This is a genomic window from Streptomyces sp. NPDC005820, assembly GCF_040630255.1.
Classification (GTDB): Bacteria; Actinomycetota; Actinomycetes; order Streptomycetales; family Streptomycetaceae; genus Streptomyces.
This window is the reverse complement of record NZ_JBEXXE010000036.1, coordinates 16,613-39,570: the sequence shown is the minus strand read 5'-3', so window position 1 is coordinate 39,570 and position 22,958 is coordinate 16,613. Positions and strand designations below refer to the sequence as shown.

Annotated in this window: 16 protein-coding genes; 8 read left to right on the top strand and 8 right to left on the bottom strand. The window is 73.9% G+C overall.

Annotation, left to right across the window (positions count from 1 at the left end; translation table 11 throughout):
• On the top strand, positions 1–656 hold a 656-nt coding region (locus ABZ464_RS35925), incomplete at its 5' end, for a helix-turn-helix transcriptional regulator (protein WP_359284346.1).
• Positions 657–669: 13 nt separating this feature from the next.
• On the opposite strand, the gene ABZ464_RS35920 is transcribed toward ABZ464_RS35925, so the two are convergent.
• The gene (locus ABZ464_RS35920) at positions 670–3,234 is read right to left on the bottom strand and encodes a CHAT domain-containing tetratricopeptide repeat protein (RefSeq protein WP_359284523.1); all 2,565 of its coding nucleotides are present in this window, start codon (positions 3,232–3,234) and stop codon (positions 670–672) included.
• Positions 3,235–3,476: 242 nt separating this feature from the next.
• Between ABZ464_RS35920 and ABZ464_RS35915 the strand changes: the two genes are divergently transcribed.
• From ABZ464_RS35915 to ABZ464_RS35905, 3 genes are all read left to right on the top strand, one after another.
• The gene (locus ABZ464_RS35915; RefSeq protein WP_359284343.1) at positions 3,477–4,886 is read left to right on the top strand and encodes a S8/S53 family peptidase; all 1,410 of its coding nucleotides are present in this window, start codon (positions 3,477–3,479) and stop codon (positions 4,884–4,886) included.
• An 82-nt stretch (positions 4,887–4,968) separates the two neighbouring features.
• On the top strand, positions 4,969–5,544 hold the full coding sequence (locus ABZ464_RS35910; protein ID WP_359284340.1) for a sigma-70 family RNA polymerase sigma factor: 576 nt from the start codon (positions 4,969–4,971) through the stop codon (positions 5,542–5,544).
• A gap of 5 nt (positions 5,545–5,549) precedes the next feature.
• Positions 5,550–6,065 (top strand): hypothetical protein, encoded by a 516-nt coding sequence (locus ABZ464_RS35905; RefSeq protein WP_359284338.1) that lies wholly within the window; start codon positions 5,550–5,552, stop codon positions 6,063–6,065.
• A 13-nt stretch (positions 6,066–6,078) separates the two neighbouring features.
• Here the strand turns inward: ABZ464_RS35905 and ABZ464_RS35900 are convergent, their stop codons facing one another.
• Positions 6,079–6,873 (bottom strand): N-formylglutamate amidohydrolase, encoded by a 795-nt coding sequence (locus ABZ464_RS35900; RefSeq protein WP_359284335.1) that lies wholly within the window; start codon positions 6,871–6,873, stop codon positions 6,079–6,081.
• Positions 6,874–6,960: 87 nt separating this feature from the next.
• Here ABZ464_RS35900 and ABZ464_RS35895 point away from each other — a divergent pair, with 87 nt between their 5' ends.
• On the top strand, positions 6,961–7,302 hold the full coding sequence (locus tag ABZ464_RS35895) for a DUF5713 family protein (protein ID WP_359284333.1): 342 nt from the start codon (positions 6,961–6,963) through the stop codon (positions 7,300–7,302).
• On the opposite strand, the gene ABZ464_RS35890 is transcribed toward ABZ464_RS35895, so the two are convergent.
• The 3 genes from ABZ464_RS35890 to ABZ464_RS35880 form a co-directional block, all read right to left on the bottom strand.
• Complete coding sequence (locus ABZ464_RS35890; RefSeq protein ID WP_359284330.1) at positions 7,280–8,446, bottom strand: homoserine O-acetyltransferase; 1,167 nt, start codon at positions 8,444–8,446, stop codon at positions 7,280–7,282. The two genes, ABZ464_RS35895 and ABZ464_RS35890, sit on opposite strands and share 23 nt — an antisense overlap.
• Complete coding sequence (locus ABZ464_RS35885; RefSeq protein ID WP_359284329.1) at positions 8,447–9,757, bottom strand: bifunctional o-acetylhomoserine/o-acetylserine sulfhydrylase; 1,311 nt, start codon at positions 9,755–9,757, stop codon at positions 8,447–8,449. It lies immediately after the preceding gene.
• Between the two features lie 198 nt (positions 9,758–9,955).
• Positions 9,956–12,175: an NADP-dependent isocitrate dehydrogenase gene (locus tag ABZ464_RS35880; RefSeq protein ID WP_359284328.1), complete on the bottom strand. Its 2,220-nt coding sequence runs from the start codon at positions 12,173–12,175 to the stop codon at positions 9,956–9,958.
• A 217-nt stretch (positions 12,176–12,392) separates the two neighbouring features.
• Between ABZ464_RS35880 and ABZ464_RS35875 the strand changes: the two genes are divergently transcribed.
• A complete protein-coding gene (locus tag ABZ464_RS35875; protein WP_359284326.1) occupies positions 12,393–13,958 on the top strand; it encodes a M1 family metallopeptidase in 1,566 nt (521 codons plus the stop codon).
• 1 nt (position 13,959) lies between these two features.
• Here the strand turns inward: ABZ464_RS35875 and ABZ464_RS35870 are convergent, their stop codons facing one another.
• Positions 13,960–15,072 carry a mechanosensitive ion channel family protein gene (locus ABZ464_RS35870; protein WP_359284323.1) on the bottom strand — a complete coding sequence of 371 codons (1,113 nt, stop codon included), beginning with the start codon at positions 15,070–15,072 and terminating at the stop codon, positions 13,960–13,962.
• Positions 15,073–15,300: 228 nt separating this feature from the next.
• Positions 15,301–16,260 (bottom strand): lysylphosphatidylglycerol synthase transmembrane domain-containing protein, encoded by a 960-nt coding sequence (locus ABZ464_RS35865; protein ID WP_359284320.1) that lies wholly within the window; start codon positions 16,258–16,260, stop codon positions 15,301–15,303.
• 147 nt (positions 16,261–16,407) lie between these two features.
• On the opposite strand from ABZ464_RS35865, the gene ABZ464_RS35860 reads away from it, so the two are divergent.
• Both ABZ464_RS35860 and ABZ464_RS35855 read left to right on the top strand, forming a co-directional pair.
• Positions 16,408–18,318, top strand: a complete 1,911-nt coding sequence (locus tag ABZ464_RS35860) for an ABC transporter ATP-binding protein (protein WP_359284520.1) — start codon at positions 16,408–16,410, stop codon at positions 18,316–18,318.
• Between the two features lie 102 nt (positions 18,319–18,420).
• Positions 18,421–21,330, top strand: a complete 2,910-nt coding sequence (locus tag ABZ464_RS35855) for a LuxR family transcriptional regulator (RefSeq protein WP_359284318.1) — start codon at positions 18,421–18,423, stop codon at positions 21,328–21,330.
• A gap of 10 nt (positions 21,331–21,340) precedes the next feature.
• On the opposite strand, the gene ABZ464_RS35850 is transcribed toward ABZ464_RS35855, so the two are convergent.
• On the bottom strand, positions 21,341–22,958 hold a 1,618-nt coding region (locus ABZ464_RS35850), incomplete at its 5' end, for an ABC transporter substrate-binding protein (protein ID WP_359284316.1).

Here is a 22,958-nt window from a genome sequence, read left to right as displayed (position 1 = left end):
GGGGCGTGGCGGCGGACGGTGCCTGGTGCCGCGACAGTGGCGTGGCGGCGGGTGGCGTCGAGCCCGCCGTCGGCGGCCACCTCGGCGACCGTGCGGCTGCGGCCCTCGCCTGCCGCCGCGAACTCGACCTGGCCGCAGCGGAGTTGGGCGAGGTGGAGCCCGCCGGGGACGGCGACGCCTACGCCGCCGTACGCCTCGGCGCCCCCGAAACCGCCCTCGGTCTCCTCCCGCCCGGCAGTGTTTTCGCCCGCCATGCCCAGGCTCTCGCCGACGCCGACGGTCCTGCCCTGGACCGGGTCGCCGAGGATCTGGTGGAGCGCGGGTTCCTGCTGTTCGCGGCCGAGGCGCACGCCCAGGCCGTACGGGTCCACCGCGACCCCACGGCCGCCCGCACCGCCCGCACCCGGGCCGTCGCCCTGGCCCGCCGCTGCCAGGGCGCCCGCACCCCCGCCCTGGCCGGACTGGCCCTGGGCGAACTCACCGCCCGGCAACGGCAGATCGTCACCCTCGCCGCAGCAGGCCTGAGCAATCGTCAGATCGCCGAGCGGCTCACCCTGTCCGTCCGCACGGTCGGCAACCACCTCTACGGCGCCTACACCCGCCTCGGCGCCGGGGACCGGGCCGCCCTGCCCTGGCTGACGGAGCAACCCGCCTGACGGACGGGGGCGTTCACGCCGCGCCGAACGCCGTGAACGCCCACCCCGTGGCCTGGTGCAGCGCGTCCCCCGGCAGGGCGGCCCGGGCGTCGCGCAGCGCCTCCGCGAGGCCCGCGCCGTCGCTGAGGCCCTTGTGCAGGGCCAGCATCAGCGGCACCACCGCCGCGTCGTTCACCGGCGCGCTGCTCGCCACCACGCCCGCCGTGCCCAGCGGGAGCAACGCCGTGACCAGACCGAGGAGTTCGTCGGCGCCGACCGAGGCGAGCCGGGCGGTGTCACAGCTGGAGAGGATGATCCGGTACGGGCTGCGGGCGAGCCGCTCGAAGTCATGGACGATCAGCGGGCCGTCGGCCATCCGCAGCGCCGAGAACATCGGGCTGTCGGCACGGAAGGTGCCGTGCGCGGCGATGTGCGCCAGCGCGGCCCCGTCCAGTTCCCGCAGCACCCGGTTCCCGTGCGCGTCGTCCTGCTCCAGCACCGTGGGCCTGCCGTACCGCCCGGCCACCTCCGGCACCTCCGCGCCGCCGGTCGCCAGCCCCGGTCCCCGTACCAGGACCTGCCGGCCGCCCGGCGGCGGCTCGGTCTCCAGGGCCCGCAGCCAGGCGCTCGCCGACGGCGACACACTCACCACCCGCTCGCGCAGCGAGGGCAGCAGCGCCCACGGGACCCGGTGCAGCCGCGCCGGGGGCACGACCACCACCGGCCCCGTGCCCAGCCGCTCGGCCGCCTCGCCCAGCAGCAGCTCCTCCAGCCGCCGCCCCGCCGTCTCGACCAGCGGCAGCCGCCCCTCCCCGCCCGGGTGGGCCAGCCGGCGCAGCGCCGACTGCACGTACTCGGCCTCGCGCTCCGCCTCCGCCAGCAGCCCGCCCGTGAACCGCCGCACCCGCCCCCCGCCGCACAGCAGCACCTGCACCCGCCCGTCCAGCGCGGCGAGTTCGACGAGATGTCCGTCACCGAGCCGGTCGAGGAGCCGGCCCGCGTCGAACCGGCCGCCGTACCCCGGCGCGTGGCCGCGGATGTGCAGGGTGCGCGAGCGGATCTCCCGCTCCAGCCGGCGCTGCTCCCGCTCCAGGGCCGGCACCGGACGCCCGTCCATCCGGGCCTCCTCCGCACGCGCCGCGATCACCCGGAACGCGGTCAGCCCGCTCAGCAGCGCCGGATCGGCGGGCGGCCGGGTGGGCGGGGTGGACAGGGCCGTGGCCCGCCAGCGCTCGCTCCACTCCAGCAGTCTGCGGGGCCCGCCCCGCTCCAGGCTCACCTGCTGGGCCAGCGCGGCCAGTTCGGCCCCCTGCGCGGTGGCCCGGGCCCGCAGCTCCGAGGCGCCCAGCGTCGTACGGTGGTCGTCGAGGACGGCGAGACCGCGCCGGCAGGCCTCCAGCACGCCCCGGTCCGAGCCGGTGGCCCGCGCCCACAGCGCCTGGGCCGCCCAGCCCGTCATCCGCGCCAGCGGCGGCCCGCTGCGCCGGCTGCGCGCGGCGACCTCCAGATAGCGTCCGGCGTCCGCCGACCAGTCCAGGCCGAGCGCGATCCGGCCTGCCAGCAGCCAGGCCTCCGGCGCGGCCGGCGCCCCGAACGAGGACAGCCGCTCCGCCACCTTGACCGTGTCGGCGACCAGCCGTCCCGAACCGCGCCCGGCGGCCACCCGCGCGTCGATCAGCACGAGTTGGGCGTGCGCCTCCCACCAGGTGCGCCGCTGCCCGGCGAACAGCCGCACGGCCACCGCCGCACGCGCGATCGCCGTACCCGGGTCGCCCGCCAGCCGGGCGGCCCTGGCGGCGGCCAGCAGCAGTTCCGCCTTGCGGGTGGACTGGCCGCCGATGCGGTCCAGGACCGCGGTCGCCGCGTCCGCCTCGGCGAGGGCCTCCGGCGCCAGCCCCGCCGCCATCAGCACCTCGCAGCGGCGGATGTTGAGCATGAAGGTGGGCGTGCCGAGCTTGGCGTACCGCTCCTCCGCCTCGTCGAGGAGCCGCAGCGCCGCCGGGACGTCCCCCGAGCGGAACGCGGCCAGGCCCCGGCTCTCCACCGCGTCCGCCTTGTCGTGCTCCTGGCCGGTGGTGTCCCACAGCGCCTCCGCCGCGGTGAAGTCAGCGTCCGCCCGCTCCACCGACCCGAGCGCGAGATGCACGGTGGCGCGCAGGGTCAGGGCGCGCGCCGTCCAGATGACGTCGTCCGCCTGCCGCAGCACGGGGATCGCCCGCCGAACGTCGTCCAGGGCCTCGGGGTGGTGCCCGAGCACCCACCACGAGTAGGCCCGCCGGTACAGCACGCGCGCGCGGGTGTGCCCCGTCCCGCGCTCGATGCCCCGCTCGAAGGCCGTCAGGCCCTGCCGGGTGCGGCCGGCGTGCACCAGCGCCACCCCGAGCGTGGCCAGCACGTCCGCCTCGCGCTCCGCGGAGTCCGCGCGCGCGGCGAGGTCACGGGCGCGCCGCAGATGGTCCAGGGCGAGCCGCATGTCGCCCCAGTCCCGCTGCCAGATACCGATCACCTGATGCGCGACCGAGGCGCGCAACGGCGTCGGATCGGTGTCGAGCACTCCTTCCGCCCGCGACAACGCGTCGTTGGGGGCGGCGAACACCATCGGCAGCAGTTCGAGAACCGGGTCGTTTCCCGCTGTCACTCCACGGATGGTAGTGCTCCGCACGGCAGGCCACACCGGTTCGGAGCCGTATCGGCCGGTTACGACGGGGCAGGGGGCGTGCGCACACAAGTGCGCCACCCTCTTCCGCAACCGCACCACCGCCCCCGCCGTCGCACCACCTGTATCAGCGGACCGCCTCGCGGATCTGACTGACGACACATCGGCCAGGGGGAGGACACGCCATGGCACCACAGCGATTCCACGAACAGTTCGACCAGATCCAGCGCGCGCTGCCCGGCGTGCCGCTCGCGATGGGACCGGACGACTCCTCGGAGTTCATCTACGAGAAGGGCGTCGTCCTCGCCCGCGACGGTGAGGAGGCACAGGTCGTCGAGGACACCGTCCGCACCCACTTCACCGCCACCGCGGGCCTGACCGCCGACGACGTCCGCCGCGCCGGACCGCGCACCAACCGCTCCGGCATCACCCGCATCCGGGTCGGCGACCCCGGCCACGGCGACCGCACCGCCGACCACGCCGTCGCCGGCGCCCTGCGCGCCCTGCGCGAGGCGGAGGGACGCACCGGACACCGGCTCGTCAGCCGCAACCACGTGGTGTCGATCTCCGTCAACGCCTGCCCCGGCGACGAACCCGTGCCCGCCCCGCAGGACCGTCCCAACCCCGCCCCGGCCGACGGGAGTCACGACCCGGACTCCGCCGTCGGCGTCCTGGTGATCGACACCGGCCTGATGCACGACTACCGCTCCTACCCGCTGCTCGCCCACACCGACGGCGACCTCCAGATCCGCGAGACCGGCGGCGACGGGGTCCTCCAGCAGTACGTCGGCCACGGCACGTTCATCGCCGGACTGGTCGCGGCCGTCGCGCCCAACACCGCGGTGACCGTACGCAACACGCTCAACGACTGCGGCGCGATCCTCGAGGACGAGTTCGGCGAGAAACTCTTCGACGCCGTGGAACAGGGCGGCTGGCCGGACATCCTCAGCCTCTCCGCCGGCACCTCCAACGGCCGCATCGACGGCCTCCTCGGCCTCGACGCCTTCATGCGGGCGCTGCGCGAACAGCGCACCCTGCTGGTCGCGGCCGCCGGCAACAACGCCAGCGCCACCCCCTTCTGGCCCGCCGCCTACGCCTCCCTGCCCGCGTACGCCGACGCCGTGCTGTCGGTCGGCGCGCTGCGCACCGACGGCGAGTTCGGCGCCTGCTTCAGCAACCACGGCCCCTGGGTACGGGTCTACGCCCCCGGCGAGCGCCTCACCGGCCCCCTCACCGGCTTCGCCGCGCCCGTCCCGTACGTCTACCAGCACTCCACCTACGACAGCTGCCGCTACGGCTTCGGCTACGCCTGCACCTGCCGCTCCCCGCGCCACACCGGCGTGTTGAGCGACGGCTCGGGCAAGCCGGACCAGGTGATGTTCGAGGGGTTCGCCTCCTGGAGCGGGACCTCTTTCGCAACACCCGTGGTGGCAGGGCTCGTCGCCGCCCACATGACCGCGAACAAGGAGACCGATCCCCGTGCCGCCGCCCGTCAACTGCTCGAACAGAACAGCGAGTTCGCCGAGGTGCGCGGGGCGCACGTCCCGGCGCTGCGCCCGCCCGGCTGGCGTCCGGACCCGGTCGGCGCGGCCTGAGGGCGCGGGCGGGAACCCCATGAGGTCCGAAGGGGCCCCCGTCACGGCGTACGATGACAGGCCGTACACAAGGGGTGGGGCCGTGGACCGTACAGATGTCGGCGCGCTCGTCCGGTCGGCCGTCGACGGTGAAACGGCGGCCTGGAAGGCGCTCGTGGAAGGGCTGAGTCCGCTGGTGTGGTCGGTCGTGCGCGCACACCGGCTCTCCGAGGCCGACGGACACGAGGTCTACCAGACCGTGTGGTTCCGCTTCGCCCAGCACCTCGGCCGGATCCGCGAACCGGAGAAGGCGGGTTCGTGGATCGCGAGCACCGCGCGCAACGAGTGCCTGAAGGTGCTCAAGAGCTTAAGGCGGCTGACCCCGACCGACGATCCCCAGCTGCTCGACCGCGCCAGCGACGCACCGACGCCCGAGCAGTCGGTCCTCGACTCGGAGGAGGCGGCCGCGCAGAGCGAACGCGTCCGCTTCCTGTGGCAGGAGCTCGAAGGCCTCGGCGACCGCTGCCGGCAGCTGCTGCGGGTGCTGGTCTCCTCGCCGCCGCCCAGCTACCAGGAGGTGTCGACCTCACTAGGCATCGCCGTCGGCAGCATCGGTCCGATGCGCCAGCGATGTCTGCGCAGGCTGCGGGCCCGACTCGACGCACGGGGAGCACTGTGAACGGCATGAGGGACGACGACATCTTCGGCGAGGGCTCCTTCGCCGACGGACTCGACGACGGCCTCGAGGACGGGTTCGAGGACGACGAGTTCGACCTCGCGGGTCTGGAGGAGGAGCTCCGCCAGGCCGCCGCCATCCTCGATCCGGTCCCGGCGGAACTGTGCCGGATCGCCGTCGAGGCGTACGCGCTGCACGACCTGGACGCCCGGATCGCCGAGCTGACCTTCGACTCGCTGACCGACGCGATCCCCGTACGGGGAGCCGAGGACGTGCCGCGGATGCTGACCTTCCACAGCGGAGGGCTCACGGTCGACGTGGAGGTGTCCGAGGAGGGACTGCTGGGGCAGTTGCTGCCGCCGCAGTCCGCCTCGGTCGAGGTCCTGCACGGCCCGCGCGCGGGCGCCTCGCTCACCGCCGACGCCATGGGCCGCTTCGCCTGCCCCACCCCGCCCACCGGCCCGTTCGCCCTGCGGCTGCGGACCGGCGGCGAGGTGGTCGTCACGGAGTGGATGCGCGCCTGACCGCGAGCGGCCCTCAGGACACGGCGTCCACCAGGGCCGCGAGGGCCGAGGCCAGCCGGGGCAGTCCCGCCCCGGCCGGCCCGCCCGGCTCGCTCATGTAGGTGTCCCGCCGGATCTCCACCATCAGCGCGGACACCGCCGCCTCCCGCCCGTAGTACTCCAGGGGGACGTACGTCCCGGCGAACGGGCTGTCCAGCCCGGTCTCCCCGACCTCCGCGAACGCGGCCCGCGCGGCGGCGAGCAGCTCCGGCGGGGTGTGGAAGGAGTCGGTGCCCAGACAGACCGGCGGGCGCGGCCCCCCGCCGTGCAGCTCGTAGGGCAGCCGCTCGGCCGGATACGAGTGCACGTCGACCACGACGGCCCGCCCGACCGCCGCGAGCCGCTCCCGCACCGCCTCGGTCATGGCGTCGGCGTACGGCCGGAAGTACCGCTCGACCAGCGGCCCGGCGTCGAGGCCCTCGTCCCGCAGGACCTCCCCGTGCGTGGTCCGGGTGTACACGGCCCCCATCCCGACGGCCCGCATCTCCTCCCGCTCGTCCGGGAACCGCTCCGGATCGACGACCAGCCGCGACAGCCGGTTGACGAACCGCCAGGGCGTGACGCCCGCCAGCCGGGCGGCCTCCTCGGCGATCCGGGCGGTGTGCGCGTCGGTGATGTGGTCCAGCTCCCGCTCCAGCGCCGCGTCGTCCAGCACGATGCCCGCCCGCACCCCGGCCGGTATCTCCCGCGCCGAGTGCGGCACATGCAGGATCACCGGCGAGTCGGCGGCTCCCGGGAGGAGGGCGAAGGAAGGTGCGGCAGGGGTCATCGGGCGGCTCCCGGGGCGTTGTCAGTGGCGTGGTGCATGATCGGAGATGCCATCACAACACGACGGGGCGCGAGGGCGGGGACGGGCATGGCAGTGACGAACGAGCAGGTGACGGGGCGCGCGTTCCTGAAGGCGCTGTACCGGGACGACTACTACCCGGACCCCGTCGTGGACCGGGGCCGGGACATCCTGCTGCGCCTGTGCGCACGCGTCGAGGCGGAGCGGCCCGCGGACCTCGACGCGCTGTACGCCCTGACCCACGCCGCCACCGAGGAGTTCAACACGCTCCAGGACGCCTTCTGGGAGGCCGGCAGCGAGATCGAGACCGTGGCCCGGGAGGAGATAGCCGAGGACTTCTGGTTCATCGCCCGGGCCTACGGCTTCACGGACGCGGACATCGAGGAGCTCATCGCCCCCCGGGACTGGTGACCCCTGCTCCGAGGATCTCCCGGACGAGCCCGGCGACCTGGTCCGTCTCGATCAGGAACCCGTCGTGGCCGTACGGCGACCCGATCACCCGGAGCCGGCCGGCGGACGGGATCAGGGCCGCCAGCTCGGCCTGCTGGGCGAGCGGATAGAGGCGGTCGGAGTCCACACCGGCCACCAGGGTCGGCGCGGTCACCCGGCCGAGGGCGGCCCGCACCCCGCCCCGCCCCCGGCCGACGTCGTGCGCGTTCATCGCCTCGGACAGCACCACATAGCTGGCCGCGTCGAACCGCCGTACCAGCTTGGCCGCGTGATGGTCGAGATACGAACCCACCTGGTAGCGCCCGCCCCGGAAGGGGTCCTCCCTCCCCTGGGGCGTACGGCCGAAACGGGTCCGCAGCTCCGGCTCGCTGCGGTAGGTGACATGGGCGAGCCGACGGGCGAGGCCGAGTCCGGTGTGGGGGCCACGGCCGGTGTCGTGATAGTCGCCGCCCTGCCAGTGCCGGTCGGCGCGCACGGCTCCGACCTGGATCTGCGCCCAGGCGATCTGCTCCGCGCTCGCCGCCGCCGTCGTGGCGAGCAGCAGCAGCGCACCGACCCGCTCCGGGTACGACACGGCCCACTCCACCGCCCGCATCCCGCCCATCGACCCGCCGGCGACCAGCGCCCAGCGCGCCACACCGAGGGCGTCCGCGAGTTCCGCCTCGGCGGCGACCTGGTCGCGCTGGGTCAGGAAGGGGAAGGCCCCGCCCCAGCTCCGGTCCCCGTCGGGGCGGACCGAGGCCGGGCCCGTACTGCCCTGGCAGCCGCCCAGGACATTGGGCGCGACCACGAACCAGCGGTCGGTGTCCAGCGGCCGACCCGGTCCGACGAGCGCGTCCCACCAGCCGGCCGTCGGATGCCCGTCCCCGGCCGGTCCGGCGACATGGCTGTCCCCGGTGAGCGCGTGCAGCACCAGCACGGCGTTGGAGGCGTCCGGAGCGAGCCGTCCCCAGGTCTCGAACGCCAGCCGCACACCGGGCAGTTCACCGCCCGCCTCCAGGGCGAGGGGCTTGTCCGCCCGGTACCAGCGCCGCCGCCCGGGCGGGTCCCCCTCCCGCCAGGCCCCGGTGGCGGGCGGCAGGGAGACCTCCTTCGGCAGCGTCACCTAGGCGCCCTTGGCCGCGCGGAAACCGGCCTCCAGATCGGCCTTGAGATCGGTGAGGTTCTCGATGCCGACCGACAGCCGCACCAGCCCCGGCGAGGTGCCGGTCGCCGCGAGCTGCTCCTCGTCGAGCTGGCTGTGGGTCGTGGACGCCGGGTGGATGATCAGGCTGCGCACATCACCGATGTTCGCCAGATGGCTGAACAGCTCCACCGCGTCGACGAACCGCTTGCCCGCCTCGATGCCGTCCCGCAGTTCGAAGGAGACGATGGCGCCCGCGCCCCGCGGCAGGTAGGTCTGCCCCGCCTCGTACCAGCTGCTGGACTCCAGGCCCGCGTAGTGGACGGCGGCGACCTCGTCCCGCCGCTCCAGCCACTGCGCCAGCGCCAGCGCGTTCGCCGAGTGCCGCTCGATGCGCAGGCTCAGCGTCTCCACGCCCTGCAGCAGCAGGAACGCCGAGTGCGGGGAGAGCGCCGGACCGAGGTCGCGCAGCAGCTGCACCCGCAGCTTGATCGCGTACGCGCCCGGGCCGAGCGCCGGCCAGTACCGCAGGCCGTGGTAACTGGGGTCGGGCTCGCTGAAGTCGGGGAAGCGGTCCGGGTGTGCGCCGAAGTCGAAGGTGCCGCCGTCCACCACCACACCGGCGATCGTGGTGCCGTGCCCGCCGAGGAACTTGGTCGCCGAGTGCACGACGACGTCCGCGCCGTGCTCGATCGGCCGCAGCAGATACGGCGTGGGCACGGTGTTGTCCACGATGAGCGGGACGCCCGCCGTGTGCGCCACGTCCGCCACCGCCCGGATGTCGAGGACGTTGCCGCGCGGGTTGCCGAGCGACTCCGCGAACAGGGCCTTGGTGTTCGGCCGGATCGCCGCCCGCCAGGCCTCGGCGTCGTCCGGGTCGTCCACGAACGACACCTCGATGCCGAACCTCGGCAGGGTGTGCCGCAGCAGGTTGTACGTGCCGCCGTACAGGGAGGTGCTCGACACGATGTGGTCGCCCGCGCCCGCCACGGTCAGGATCGCGAGGGTCTCGGCGGCCTGCCCCGAGGCCAGCGCGACGGCCGCGACCCCGCCCTCCAGGGCCGCGATCCGCTGTTCGAGGACGTCCTGGGTGGGGTTGTGGATCCGGGTGTAGATGTTGCCGGGCTCGGCGAGCGCGAACAGGTCGGCCGCGTGCCGGGTGTCCCGGAACACGAACGACGTGGTCTGGTAGATCGGGGTCGCGCGGGCGCCGGTCGTCGGGTCGGGGACGGCCCCGGCGTGGATCTGCCGGGTCTCGAACGACCAGGCCGAGGTGTCGGGCTGCGTGCTCATGGTGCTCCTCGTGCTCCGTGTGCTCTGCGTGCGGGGGAGAGCGTGCGAGGAGGAAAGCACGGCCGGACGGGCCCGAACCGATCTGTAAAAAACGTGACATCGGACTGACACAGTCGACACAAATACCGCGCCCCGGCCGGGAGTTGCCGGTCGGGGCGCGGGGTGGAGCGGGGGCGTCAGGCCACCGTCGGATCGGCGTCAGCTCAGGGAGGCGAGCGCCTCGTTCCAGGTGGCCGACGGGCGCATGACCGCCGCCGCCTTCGCCGGGTCGGGCTGGTAGTAGCCGCCGATGTCGGCCGGCTTGCCCTGGACGGCGAGCAACTCGTCGACGATCTGCTGCTCGTTCGAGGAGAGCGTCTCGGCGAGCGGGGCGAAGGCCTTCGCCAGGTCCGCGTCCTCGCTCTGCGCCGCCAGCTCCTGCGCCCAGTACAGGGACAGGTAGAAGTGGCTGCCGCGGTTGTCGATGCCGCCGACGCGACGGGTCGGGGACTTGTCCTCGTTGAGGAAGGTCGCCGTGGCGCGGTCGAGGGTGTCGGCGAGGACCTTGGCCTTGGGGTTGTCCGTGGCCGTGGCGTACTGCTCCAGGGACGGCACCAGCGCGAAGAACTCACCGAGGGAGTCCCAGCGCAGGTAGTCCTCCTTGACCAGCTGCTGGACGTGCTTGGGCGCGGAGCCGCCGGCGCCCGTCTCGAACAGGCCGCCGCCCGCCATCAGCGGGACGACCGACAGCATCTTGGCGCTGGTGCCCAGCTCCAGGATCGGGAAGAGGTCGGTCAGGTAGTCACGCAGCACGTTGCCCGTGACCGAGATGGTGTTCTCGCCGCGGCGGATGCGTTCCACCGACAGCTTGGTGGCGTCGACCGGGGCGAGGACGCGGATGTCCAGACCCTCGGTGTCGTGCTCCGGCAGGTACGCGTTGATCTTGGCGATCAGGTTGGCGTCGTGCGCGCGGGTCTCGTCCAGCCAGAAGACGGCCGGGTCGCCGGTGGCGCGGGCGCGGGTGACGGCGAGCTTCACCCAGTCCTTGATCGGCGCGTCCTTGGTCTGGCAGGCGCGGAAGATGTCGCCCTCGGCGACCGGCTGCTCGATGAGCACGTTGCCGGCCTGGTCGACCAGGCGGACGGTGCCGGCCGCCTTGATCTCGAAGGTCTTGTCGTGGGAGCCGTACTCCTCGGCCTTCTGCGCCATCAGGCCGACGTTCGGGACCGAGCCCATGGTCGACGGGTCGTAGGCGCCGTGGGCGCGGCAGTCGTCGATCACGGCCTGGTAGACGCCCGAGTACGAGGAGTCCGGGAGCACCGCGAGGGTGTCGGCCTCCTGGCCGTCCGGGCCCCACATGTGGCCGGAGGTGCGGATCATGGCCGGCATCGAGGCGTCGACGATGACGTCGGACGGCACGTGCAGGTTGGTGATGCCCTTGTCGGAGTCGACCATCGCCAGGGCCGGGCCCTCGGCGAGCTCGGCCTCGAAGGACGCCTTGATCGCGTCGCCCTCGGGGAGGGCGGCGAGGCCGCCCAGGATGCCGCCCAGACCGTTGTTCGGGGACAGGCCGGCGGCGGCGAGGGCGGCGCCGTACTGCTCGAAGGTCTTCGGGAAGAAGGCGCGCACCACGTGGCCGAAGACGATCGGGTCGGAGACCTTCATCATCGTGGCCTTCAGGTGCACCGAGAAGAGCACGTCCTGGGCCTTGGCCTCGGCGATCTGCGCGGTGAGGAACTCGCGCAGCGCGGCCACGTGCAGCACGGACGCGTCGACGACCTCGCCCGCGAGGACCGGTACGGACTCACGCAGGACGGTGGTGGCGCCGTCCTCGGCGACCAGCTCGATCTTCACCGAACCGGCCTCGGAGATCACCACGGACTTCTCGGTGGAGCGGAAGTCGTTCTCGCCCATCGTCGCCACGTTGGTCTTGGACTCGGAGGTCCAGGCGCCCATGCGGTGCGGGTGGGTCTTGGCGTAGTTCTTGACCGAGGCGGGGGCGCGGCGGTCGGAGTTGCCCTCGCGCAGGACCGGGTTCACGGCGGAGCCCTTGACCTTGTCGTAGCGGGCCTGGATCTCCCGCTCCTCGTCGGTCTTCGGGTCGTCCGGGTAGTCCGGCAGCGCGTAACCCTGGCCCTGCAGCTCGGCCACGGCGGCCTTGAGCTGCGGGATCGACGCCGAGATGTTCGGCAGCTTGATGATGTTGGCCTCGGGCGTCTTGGCCAGCTCGCCGAGCTCGCTCAGCGCGTCCGGGATGCGCTGGTCCTCGGTCAGGTACTCCGGGAACACGGCGATGATGCGCCCGGCCAGCGAGATGTCCCGCGTCGTCACGGCGACACCCGCCTGCGAGGCGTACGCCTGGACCACCGGCAGGAAGGAATACGTCGCCAGGGCCGGGGCCTCGTCAGTGTGCGTATAGATGATGGTCGAGTCAGTCACCGGGTGCTCCGCTCCACGTCTGCAACATTGCTCGACATCAAGATATCTCGTGACGCGGCCGGGCTCGACAGGGGTCCGGCGGGGTCTGCTCACACTTTTCGGTCCGATGTCCGCCGTACGGGCAACCGATCGGCCGGATCCGGTGGTCCAGGGGGTAGAGAGTCGACCTCCTCCACCGGCCGGACCGACCATCCGGCCGCCCGAGCGAAAGCGGATCATGAGATATCGCACCAGAGTGACGGGCCCCGCCGCGGCCCTCATCGGCACCGCAGCCGTCGTAGCAGGGGGCAGCACGGCCCAGGCGGCCCCCGCGGGCGGTACGACGGACGGCGCCGGGACGGCCGCCGCCCCGGCCCCCGAGACCCTCGGCGACCCGGTCTTCCCGGCCCTCGGCAACGACGGCTACCGCGTCACCTCCTACCACCTCGACCTCTCCTACGACGCCACGACCACCCTGGTCGACGCCACGGCGACCCTGGAGATCCGTACCACCCAGTGCCTGTCCCGCCTCTCCCTCGACGCCCTCGGCCTGGACATAACGTCCGTGAGCGTCGACGGACGCACGGCGGTCTTCGAACAGGTGGACGAGAAGCTGCGGATCACACCGGCCCGCCCGCTCGCCGACCGCGCCCGGGCCACCGTGCGGGTGAGGTACACGGCCGACCCGCGCCGCTCGCTCCCGCACACCGCCTGGGTGCCCACCCCGGACGGGTTCGCCGTGTGCCCCCAGCCGGACTCGGCGCACACCGTGTTCCCCTGCAACGACCATCCGTCGGACAAGGCCGGCCTCACCGTCCGCATCACCGTCCCGGCCGGGCTGAAGGGCGTCGCGAGCGGCGCCCTGGTGTGCACCGAGAACCTGGCCGGCGACCGGACCGCGTACACCTACCGGTCCCGGTCCCCGATCGCCACCGAGCTGGTGCAGATCACCGTCGGCGACTACGTCGTCAAGGACCGGCAGGGCCCGCACGGGCTGCCGCTGCGCGACGTCGTCCCGGCCGCCCGGGCCGAGGCGCTCGAGCCCGCCCTCGCCCTCACCCCGGGCCTGGTGGAATGGCTCGAACAGCGGCTCGGCGCCTACCCCTTCGAGACGTACGGGCTGCTGCCCTGCAACTCCGACGACCCGGCCGCCTTCGACTTCACCGGCCTGGAGACCCAGACCCTCACCCTGTACAAGCCGAACTTCCTGCTCCAGGCGGAGCCGAAGATCGGCTCGCACATGATGCACGAGCTGGTCCACTCCTACTTCGGCAACAGCGTCAGCCCCGCCACCTGGGCCGACCTCTGGCTCAACGAGGGCCACGCCGACTTCTACGGACTGCTCTACCGCTACGAGCGCGGCTGGCCGGACTCCCTGGGCCTGACCACGTTCGAGGCCCGGATGAAGGACACCTACGCCCGCGGCGACCAGTGGCGGCGCAGCTCGGGTCCCGTCGCCGCGCCGAACGCGGCCAACCTCTTCGACAGCCAGCGCTACCTGGGCGGCGTCCTCGTCCTGTACGCCCTGCGGCAGCTGATCGGCGAGGACGCCTTCCACGCGGTGGAGCGGGCGTTCCTGGCCCGCTTCCGCAACTCCTCCGCGTCCACGGAGGACTACATCGCCGTCGCGTGCCAGGCCTCCGGCCAGGACGTCTCCGGGTTCCTGCGCGACTGGCTGTACGGCACGACCACCCCGAGGATGCCCGGCCACCCGGACTGGACCGTCACCCCGGTGCCCCCGTCCCTCACGGCCCCGCACAACAAGTCCGGGGCGCGTTGGCACGAGAACTCGGCGACGCTGTAGGTCAGGTGTCGAGGCGGGCGGGGGCCGCCCCGTCCGCCTCGGCGGCGCCGGCGCCGGCGCCGGTGCGCTGCTGCGGGATGACGACCGCGCCCTGCTGCAGGGAGATGTTGCGGGCCGGGGCCGGCACCCGGATGTTCTCCTCGCGGTAGCGCCGGTGCAGCCGCTTGATGAACTCGTGCTTGATCCGGTACTGGTCGCTGAACTCGCCGACGCCCAGGATCACCGTGAAGCCGATGCGCGAGTCGCCGAAGGTGTGGAAGCGGACGGCCGGTTCATGGTCCGGGACCGCGCCGGTGATCTCCGTCATCACCTCGGCGACCACCTCCATGGTCACCCGCTCCACGTGCTCCAGATCGCTGTCGTAGGCGACGCCCACCTGCACCAGGACCGTCAACTGCTGCTCGGGCCGCATGAAGTTGGTCATGTTGGCCTTGGCGAGCTGCCCGTTGGGGATCACGATCAGGTTGTTGGACAGCGCCCGGACCGTGGTCTGACGCCAGTTGATGTCCTCGACGTACCCCTCCTCCGCGCTGCTCAGCTTGATGTAGTCACCGGGCTGCACGGTCTTCGAGGCGAGGATGTGGATGCCCGCGAAGAGGTTGGCGAGGGTGTCCTGAAGGGCCAGCGCCACGGCCAGACCGCCGACGCCCAGCGCGGTGAGCATCGGGGCTATGGAGATGCCGAGGGACTGGAGCATCACCAGGAAGCCGATGGCCAGCACCAGCACGCGCGTGATGTTCACGAAGATCGTGGCGGAACCCGCGACCCCGGAACGGGACTGGGTCAGCGCCTGCACGAGCCCGGCGATCACCCGGGCCGCCGACACCGTCACCACGAAGATCAGCAGCACCGTCAGGCACTGGTTGACGGTGTGCTGGACCGTCCTCGTCAACGGCAGCACCGCCGCCGCGGCCGCCGCGCCGCCCGCGATCGCCACCCACGGCACCACCGTGCGCAGCGCGTCCACGATGACGTCGTCGCCGCTCCACCGGGTGCGCTTGGCGTGCTTGCCCAGCCAGCGCAGCAGGGTGCGCGACAGGAACGCCACGAGGAACCCCGTGGCCAGGGCGATCCCGGCGAGGACGAGGTCGTCCAGGGTCAGCGCGCGGTTCACCGGTCACCTCCGGGAAGTCGATCCGCGGCGCGGCCCGGGGAGCCCGCCGACGGCCGGATGTGAAGTCTCGTCACGTTGCCACCTGCTCGTTCACTGGATGTGCGGTCGCGCCCGCCGTAAGCGGGCGCGACCGTCCATCCTGCCGTATCGGGCACGGCAGTTCGCACCCCAGGCCTTCCCCGACGGCGACTTCCGGGCACTCCGGGTGCCCCGGCGCACGGCTGGTGTTCAGATCACCTTCCAGCGCACCAGCGCCCCCAGGGTCACCGCCCCCGGCACCAGGGGCAGCCACACGGTGATGACACGGTAGGTGAGGACGACCGCCGTGGCGAGGGCCAGTGGGCCGCCCGCCGCGACCAGGGCCACGATCAGGGCCGCCTCCACCGAGCCGATGCCGCCCGGGGTGGGCACCAGGGCCACCGCCACCGTCGCCGCGAGATAGGCCACCGCCATGTGAACCGCCGGGACCGGCAGGCCCAACGCCTGCCCGACCGCCGCCAGTCCGGCCGCCTGGAGCACCGGGAAGGCCAGGGAACCGCCCCACAGGGCCGCCGCCCGGGACGGGCAGGTGTGCACCGAACGGGCCTCGCCGAGCGCGGTGCGCAGGAACGAGAACACGGGCGTGCGCAGCCGTCGTACGAAGGTCAGCGCGGCCGCCGCCAGGAGCACGACCGCCACCAGCGCGGCCACCAGCGGGCCGACCGCTCCGTGCGGCAGCAGCGAGCCGAGCCGCAGCGCGTCGGGGAAGACCAGCAGCAGCACGGTCAGCAGACCCACCCGGGCCACGCCCTCCGCGAGCAGATACAGCGCGAGGGCCGCCGAGGAACGGGCCAGCGGCACCCCGCACACCGTCATGAAGCGCAGGTTGACCGCGCTCGCGCCCAGCCCCGTCGGCAGCAGATGGTTGGCGGCGCCCGCCGCGAACTGCGTGGCCAGCAGCCGCAGCCGGGGCAGCCGTTGCACCACCGCCCCCTGCCGGGTGACGGCCGCGGCGACCCAGGTCAGACAGGTGGCCCCGGCCGCGGCCAGCAGCCAGGGCCACTGCGCGGTGCGCAGATGGCCGAAGCCCTCGGCGAGGACGGAGCGGTGGCGCACCGCGACCACGGTGACCAACAGGAGCGGAAGCAGACACAGGACCCGGCGGAGGGGGAAGCGCCGGGGGAGCGAGGGGAGCGGAACCGCTGTCACAGTGGGAGAGGTTTTCCGCGCGGACCCAACAGCGGGTTGCGGAAGCGGGGACGGAGCATTACGTACGGTCATCGGGTCCTTCGGGGGTGCCTTGGAACAAAGGTTGACCTCAACAAAGCTCGAGGTTCTACGGTCTCTCCCATGAGCATGGACGCCGTAGCCATGACGCAGCTGTACAGCGTCATGAACTCCCAGCAGGAACGCCGCCCCTTCGACCCCGCCACACTGCGCCGCATCGGCGCGTTCGCCCGGCCGCACCGCCGCCGTATGACGCTGTTCGTGCTGCTCGGGGTGGTGACCGCGCTGCTCGCGGTCGCGACGCCCGTACTCGCCGGGAAGGTCGTCGACGCGATCGTGTCGCACGGCGACCCCGACCGGGTGGTGCGACTGGCGCTGCTCATCGCGCTCATCGCGGTCCTGGAGGCGGCGCTCGGCATCCTGGGCAGGAGGCTGTCGGCGACGCTCGGGGAGGGACTCATTCTCGATCTGCGCACGACCGTGTTCGATCATGTGCAGAAAATGCCGGTCGCGTTCTTCACACGTACTCGTACGGGAGCGCTCGTCTCCCGACTCAACAACGATGTGATCGGCGCCCAGCGCGCGTTCAGCAACACCCTCTCCGGCGTGGTGTCCAACCTGGTCACCCTGGTGCTCACGCTCGCCGTCATGCTCACCCTGTCCTGGCAGATCACCCTGCTGGCGCTGGTCCTGCTGCCGGTGTTCGTGATCCCGGCCCGCCGCATGGGCCGCCGGATGGCCGGGATGCAGCGGGAGGCGGCCGCGCTCAACGCGGCGATGGGCACCCGGATGACCGAGCGGTTCTCCGCACCCGGCGCCACCCTGGTCAAGCTGTTCGGACGCCCCGAGGAGGAGTCGGCCGAGTTCGCCGCCCGCGCCGCCCGCGTCCGGGACATCGGCGTCCGCACCGCCACCGCCCAGTCGGTCTTCCTCACCTCCCTGACCCTGGTCTCCGCCCTGGCCCTCGCCCTCGTCTACGGCCTCGGCGGCCGGCTCGCCCTGAACGGCACCCTCGAACCGGGCGCCGTGGTCGCCCTCGCGCTCCTGCTGACCCGCCTGTACGCGCCGCTCACGGCGCTCGCCGGGGCACGCGTCGAGGTGATGAGCGCCCTGGTCAGCTTCGAGCGCGTCTTCGAGGTGCTCGACCTCAAGCCGCTCATCGAGGAGAAACCGGACGCCCGCGAGGTCCCCGAGGGCCCGGTGTCCGTCGAGTTCGACGACGTCCGCTTCGGCTACCCGTCGGCCGACAAGGTCTCCCTCGCCTCCCTGGAGGAGGTCGCCACCCTCGACACCCGCGGCGGCGACGAGGTCCTGCACGGCGTGTCCTTCCGCGCCGAACCCGGCCAGACCGTGGCGCTCGTCGGCTCCTCGGGCGCCGGGAAGTCCACGATCGCCCAGCTCCTGCCGCGCCTGTACGACATCGACGGCGGCGCCGTCCGTATCGGCGGGGTCGACGTCCGCGACCTGAGCGCCGGCTCGCTGCGGGCCACCCTCGGCATGGTCACCCAGGACGGCCACCTCTTCCACGACACGGTCCGCGCCAACCTGCTGCTCGCCCGGCCCGGGGCCACGGAGGACGAGCTGTGGGGCGCGCTGCTCCGCGCCCGCCTCGACGACCTCGTCCGCTCCCTGCCCGACGGCCTCGACACCGTCGTCGGCGAACGCGGCTACCGGCTCTCCGGCGGCGAGCGCCAGCGCATGACCATCGCCCGGCTCCTCCTCGCCCGCCAGCAGGTCGTCGTCCTCGACGAGGCCACCGCCCACCTCGACAACACCTCCGAGGCGGCCGTCCAGGAGGCCCTCACCGAGGCGCTGGCCGGCCGCACCGCCGTCGTCATCGCCCACCGCCTGTCCACCGTGCGCGCCGCCGACCTCATCCTCGTCGTCGAGTCCGGCCGGATCGTGGAACGCGGCACCCACGAGACCCTCCTCGCGGCGGACGGACGCTACGCCGAGCTCTACCGCACCCAGTTCGATCAGTCGGACGAGGTCCTGCCCGAGCTCCAGAACGTCCCGTCCTCGAGCGGTACCCGGCCATGACGACCGTGGTGTCACGTACGTCGCCCACGTACCTTCCGCGCCCGACTGTCAGTGGCATACGGCAGGATGATCAGCAGGACGGGGCGGATCGGGGGGCGGGGCATGGAGACGGAACGGATGCCGCTGGTCGGCCGGGACGCCGAACTCGGCCTGCTCGACCGGCTGCTGGCGGACCTGGCGGCGGACGCCGAGGGCCGCCCGGCGGTGCTGGACATCAGCGGCGAGGCCGGCATCGGCAAGAGCCGCCTCACCCACGAGCTGTGCCGGCGCGCGGCGCACGGGGGAGCCACGGTGCTGCGCGGCCGGGCCACGGAGTACGAACGGCACATCCCCTTCCAGCCGTTCACCGACGCCTTCGCCGACCTCGACCCCACCGTCCACGCCTCCTTCCCCGCCGCCGCCGAGGTCGCCCCGGTGGCGACGGGCGCCGCCCGCCGCGCCGACCGCTTCGGCCTGCACCGAGCCACCGCCGCCCTGCTGGCCCACGCCGCCGCGACCGCACCGCTGGTCATCGTGCTCGACGACCTGCACTGGGCGGACGCGGCGTCCCTGGAACTCCTCGACCATCTCGTACGGCATCCCCCGCGCGCCCGGGTCCTGCTCGCCGTCGCCCGCCGGGAACGGCAGAGCCCCGCCCCGCTCACCGCGACCCTCCTGCGCGGCACCGACACCGGGGCGGTGCGCCGTACGGTCCTCGGGCCGCTGGACGAGCGCGCCTGCGTCGAGCGGCTCACCCCCGGCCTGGACCGCGAGGAGGCCGTCCGGCTGATCGCCGCCGGCGAGGGCAACCCCCTGTATCTGCTGGCCCTGCTCCAGGCGCACCGCGAGGGCGCCCCGGTCAGCCGGCTCTCCACGACCGGACTCGGCGCGCTGCTGCTGGACGAACTGACCCCGCTCGGCCCCGGACAGCGCCGACTGGTCGAGGTGGTGGCCGCGCTCGGCGACCACGCCACCCCCGCCCTGCTCGCCCCGGTCACCGGCCGCGCCCCGGCCGACCTGGCCGCCGACCTCGCCGAGCTGACCCGCCGCGACCTGCTGCGCACCGGCCCGCACGGACGGCTGACCCTGCGCCACCCGGTGCTGCGCAGCCTCGTCCATGACGGCACCGACCCGTGGATGCGCACCGAGACCCACCGGCTCGCCGCCGCCGCGCTGGCCGACGCCGGCGCCCCGCCCGCCGAGCGGGCCCACCACGCCGAGCGCTCGCTGTCGGGCTGGGACCCCGAGACGGCGGCCGTGCTGGTCCGGGCCGCCGAACAGGCCGCGGACACCGCGCCCGCGAGCTGCGCGCACTGGCTGGGAGTGGTGCTGCGCCATCTGCCGCACACCCCGGACCACGCGGTGCGACGCCGTGACCTGATGCTCCGGCGGGCCCGCGCCCTCGGCGCCTGCGGCGAACTCCGGGCGAGCCGCGACCTGCTGCACCAGGTGATCGCCATGCCCGACCCGGCCGGCGAAGGCATCGGCGAAGCCGTCGGTGAAGGAACCGCTGACGGGGAGGGGGAGGGGGAGGGGAGCGGCGGATCGCGGGCGTCGGCCGTGGTGCTGTGCGCCGTGATGGAACGCCACCTGGGGCGCTACTCGGAGGCGGTGGCCCTGCTCCGCCGCGAACTGCACCGCGACGACCCGGCGCCCTCACCGGCCGACCAGGTGGCGCTCGGCCTGGAGCTCGGCTCCTCCGCCCCGCACGACACCTCGTACCCGACCGTGCGCGCCGACATGGCCCACACCCTCGCGGTGGCCCGCTCCCTCGGCGACGAGGTGGGCGTCACCGGCGCGCTGGCCGTCGCCGCGCTGGGAGAGGCCTACGAGGGCGAGACGGCCGACGCCGACACGTACGCCCGGCAGGCGGCGGACCTCGTCGACTCACTGCCGGACGACGACCTCACCGGCCTGTGCGAGCAACTCGCCCGGCTGGCCTGGGCCGAGGCGTTCCTGGAGCGCTTCGCCGACGCCGAGCGGCACGCCGACCGGGGCCTGGCCATCGCCCGCCGCACCGGCCGGCTCGCCCTGCTGCCCCATCTGCTGCTGTGCAAGGCGCATGTGCACATCCAGATCTGCCGGCCGGTCTCCGCGGTGGAACTGGCCGACGAGGCCGAGGACATCGCCCGCGGCATCGGCAGCGACGAACTCCTCGCGTTCGTCCTCGCCACCAAGGCCCACGCGGTGGTGGCCGCCTGCCCGCCCGGCGATCCTCGGCCCCTCGCGGTGGCCGAGGAGGCGGTCGCCGCGGCCGGACTGGGCGTCAACTGGTGGGCGTCCATCGCCCGTTGCATGCTCGGCTACGCGGCGCTCACCGCCGGCGACCCGGCCCGCGCCCGCGAGGCGGTCCTGCACGCGGGCGGCCCGGATCTGCGCCGGCTCCAGCCATCGATGCGCCCGCTGTTCCTGGAGGTCCTGGTGACCGCGTCCGTCGCGCTGGGCGAGGTGGACGTGGCGAAGGACTGGGCGCAGCGCGCCCGCGAGGAGGCCGAGCGGCTCGATCTGCCCGTGCAGCGTGCCTCGGCCCTGCGCAGCACCGCCCACATACCCCTCGGCCTCGGCGACGCCGGGGCGGCGGCGGAGCTGTTCATGGCGGCGGCCGAGGAGAGCGCCCGTAGCGGCGCGCAGTTCTGGGAGGCGTTCTCCCTGCTCCTGGGCGCCCCCCTGCTGGCGGCGGACCCGGACGGGCCCCGGCGCGGACGGGCCGCCTGGCACCGGGGGCGCAGGCTCGCCGCCGCCGGGGGGTCCGCGATGCTGACCGGTCTCGCCGACGCGGTCGGCCCGGCGGTGGCGGAGGCCGCCGACGGCCCCGAGCGGCGGCTCGCCGAACTGACCGCCCGCGAACGGGAGATCGCCGGACTCGTCGCCGAGGGACTGACCAGCCCCGCGATCGCCGAACGCCTCTGTCTGAGCCGGCGCACGGTCGAGACCCATGTCTCGCGGATCTACCGCAAGACAGGAGTCTCCTCGCGCGCCGCGCTGGCCGCGCTGATCGCGGCGCGCCCGTCCGGGACCGCGTTCAGCGGCTGAACCACCGCGCTCAGTCCTTGGCGGTGGCGTTGGCGGTGGCCGTGTCGGCCGTGTCGGCCGTGGCGTCTTCGTACTGCCCGAGGAAGCGGAAGGCGTCCCCGGAGGCCTGGAACAGATACATCGCGTCCATGGTGTAGCGGGTGCTCGACCCGGTGTAGTGCAGCCGCTTGGTGATCCCCCGGTAGTCGGTCTCCCGCAACCGGCCCACGATCGCGCCCCGTTCGGCATGGTCCGCGCCCAGCGAGGTCAGGGCGCGGGCGACGAACAGGGTCGCGTCGTAGGCCTCGGCGGCGTACGGCGGCGGGGCGGCGCCGAAGCGGGCTCGGTAGGCGGTGACGAAGGACTTCGCGGCCGTCACCCGGGCCGGGTCCAGGTAGGCGGTCGCGAAGACCCAGCCGTCGGCGGCGTCCCCCGCCGAGGTGAGGAAGCGCGCGTCGCAGGCGCGCTCGGTGGCCAGCCGGGCGCCGGAGAAGCCGGCCGAGCGCAGCGCCCGGGCCAGCCGCGCGGCCCGCGCGTACCCGCCGCCGAACACCACCGCGTCCGCCCCGGCGCCCGTCACCGCCTCGGCGAGGGCACGGAACGCGCCGTCCGTGTCGGCGTCGGCGGCCAGGGTGCGCCGGATCACGGTGCGCCCCGAGCCCAGGGCCTCGGCGACGCCCGAGCAGACGCGCCAGCTGAAGTCCCCCTCGGCCGCGTCGTCGACCAGCACCGTCCGGCGGGCGTCGGCGGTGCGGACGAGATACGCCACCAACGGCGTCACGAGCGTCGCGTCGTCGGGGCGGGTGGCGGCGTACACCCGGTAGGTGGCGGCGGAGCCGTCGACGAGGCCGACCGACACGGACACCATCGGCAGCAGGGCCTTCTGGTAGAGCGCGAGGGTGGCCTTCGCGCAGACGTCGGTGCTCGGCCCGAGCACCGCGCGGACCTGTTCGTCGGCCGCGAGTCGTCGGGCGATGTCCTGCGCCCGGCTCGCGTCGCCCCGGTCGTCGTGCACCTGGAGTGCCAGCTGGAAGGTGCGCCCGGTACGGGAGTTGAGCCGGTCGACGGCGAGCCGGACCCCGTTCTCCTGGGCCCGGCCCGTCGTACGGCCGCTGCCGCTGAGGTCGGCCTGCACGGCGAGCGTCAGGCCCGGCAGCGTGGCGGAGCCGCCCTGGCCCGAGGTCCCGTCGGGGCGCCCGGCAGTCCACCAGGTGGCCGTACCGGCCGCCGCCAGCACCCCCGCGGCCGACCCCAGCACCAGGAACCGCCGTCGCGTCGGGCTCCCCCCGGACCCCGCCGCCGTCGCCCCACCGGGAGACTCGCCCCCCGCCGTCGCCATATCGGCACCGTCACGGGTGACCGGCACCTCGGTGGCCGAGACATCGGGCAGAGCGAGCACGGCGGCCGAACGCCGGGCGATCAGCCGCGTCAACACCTCAGGCAACCAGCCCCCAACCTGCGACACGCCCCCACCCGACGCGTCCCCGCCCGCCACGCTGCCGCCCGCCACGCTCCCGCCCGAGACGGCCCCGCCGGGCACGCTGCCGCCCGCCCCGCTCCCGCCCGAGACGGCCCCGCCGGGCACGCTGCCGCCCGCCCCGCTCCCGCCCGAGACGGCCCCGCCGGGCACGCTGCCGCCCGCCCCGCTC

Excerpts from the sequence above, each read along its gene's own strand:
- ABZ464_RS35875 (WP_359284326.1), top strand. The coding sequence starts at position 12,393 with ATGAGATATCGCACCAGAGTGACGGGCCCCGCCGCGGCCCTCATCGGC.
- ABZ464_RS35860 (WP_359284520.1), top strand. The coding sequence starts at position 16,408 with ATGGACGCCGTAGCCATGACGCAGCTGTACAGCGTCATGAACTCCCAG.
- ABZ464_RS35905 (WP_359284338.1), top strand. The coding sequence starts at position 5,550 with ATGAGGGACGACGACATCTTCGGCGAGGGCTCCTTCGCCGACGGACTC.
- ABZ464_RS35900 (WP_359284335.1), bottom strand. The coding sequence starts at position 6,873 with ATGACCCCTGCCGCACCTTCCTTCGCCCTCCTCCCGGGAGCCGCCGAC.
- ABZ464_RS35915 (WP_359284343.1), top strand. The coding sequence starts at position 3,477 with ATGGCACCACAGCGATTCCACGAACAGTTCGACCAGATCCAGCGCGCG.
- ABZ464_RS35920 (WP_359284523.1), bottom strand. The coding sequence starts at position 3,234 with ATGGTGTTCGCCGCCCCCAACGACGCGTTGTCGCGGGCGGAAGGAGTG.
- ABZ464_RS35885 (WP_359284329.1), bottom strand. The coding sequence starts at position 9,757 with ATGAGCACGCAGCCCGACACCTCGGCCTGGTCGTTCGAGACCCGGCAG.
- ABZ464_RS35855 (WP_359284318.1), top strand. The coding sequence starts at position 18,421 with ATGGAGACGGAACGGATGCCGCTGGTCGGCCGGGACGCCGAACTCGGC.
- ABZ464_RS35895 (WP_359284333.1), top strand. The coding sequence starts at position 6,961 with ATGGCAGTGACGAACGAGCAGGTGACGGGGCGCGCGTTCCTGAAGGCG.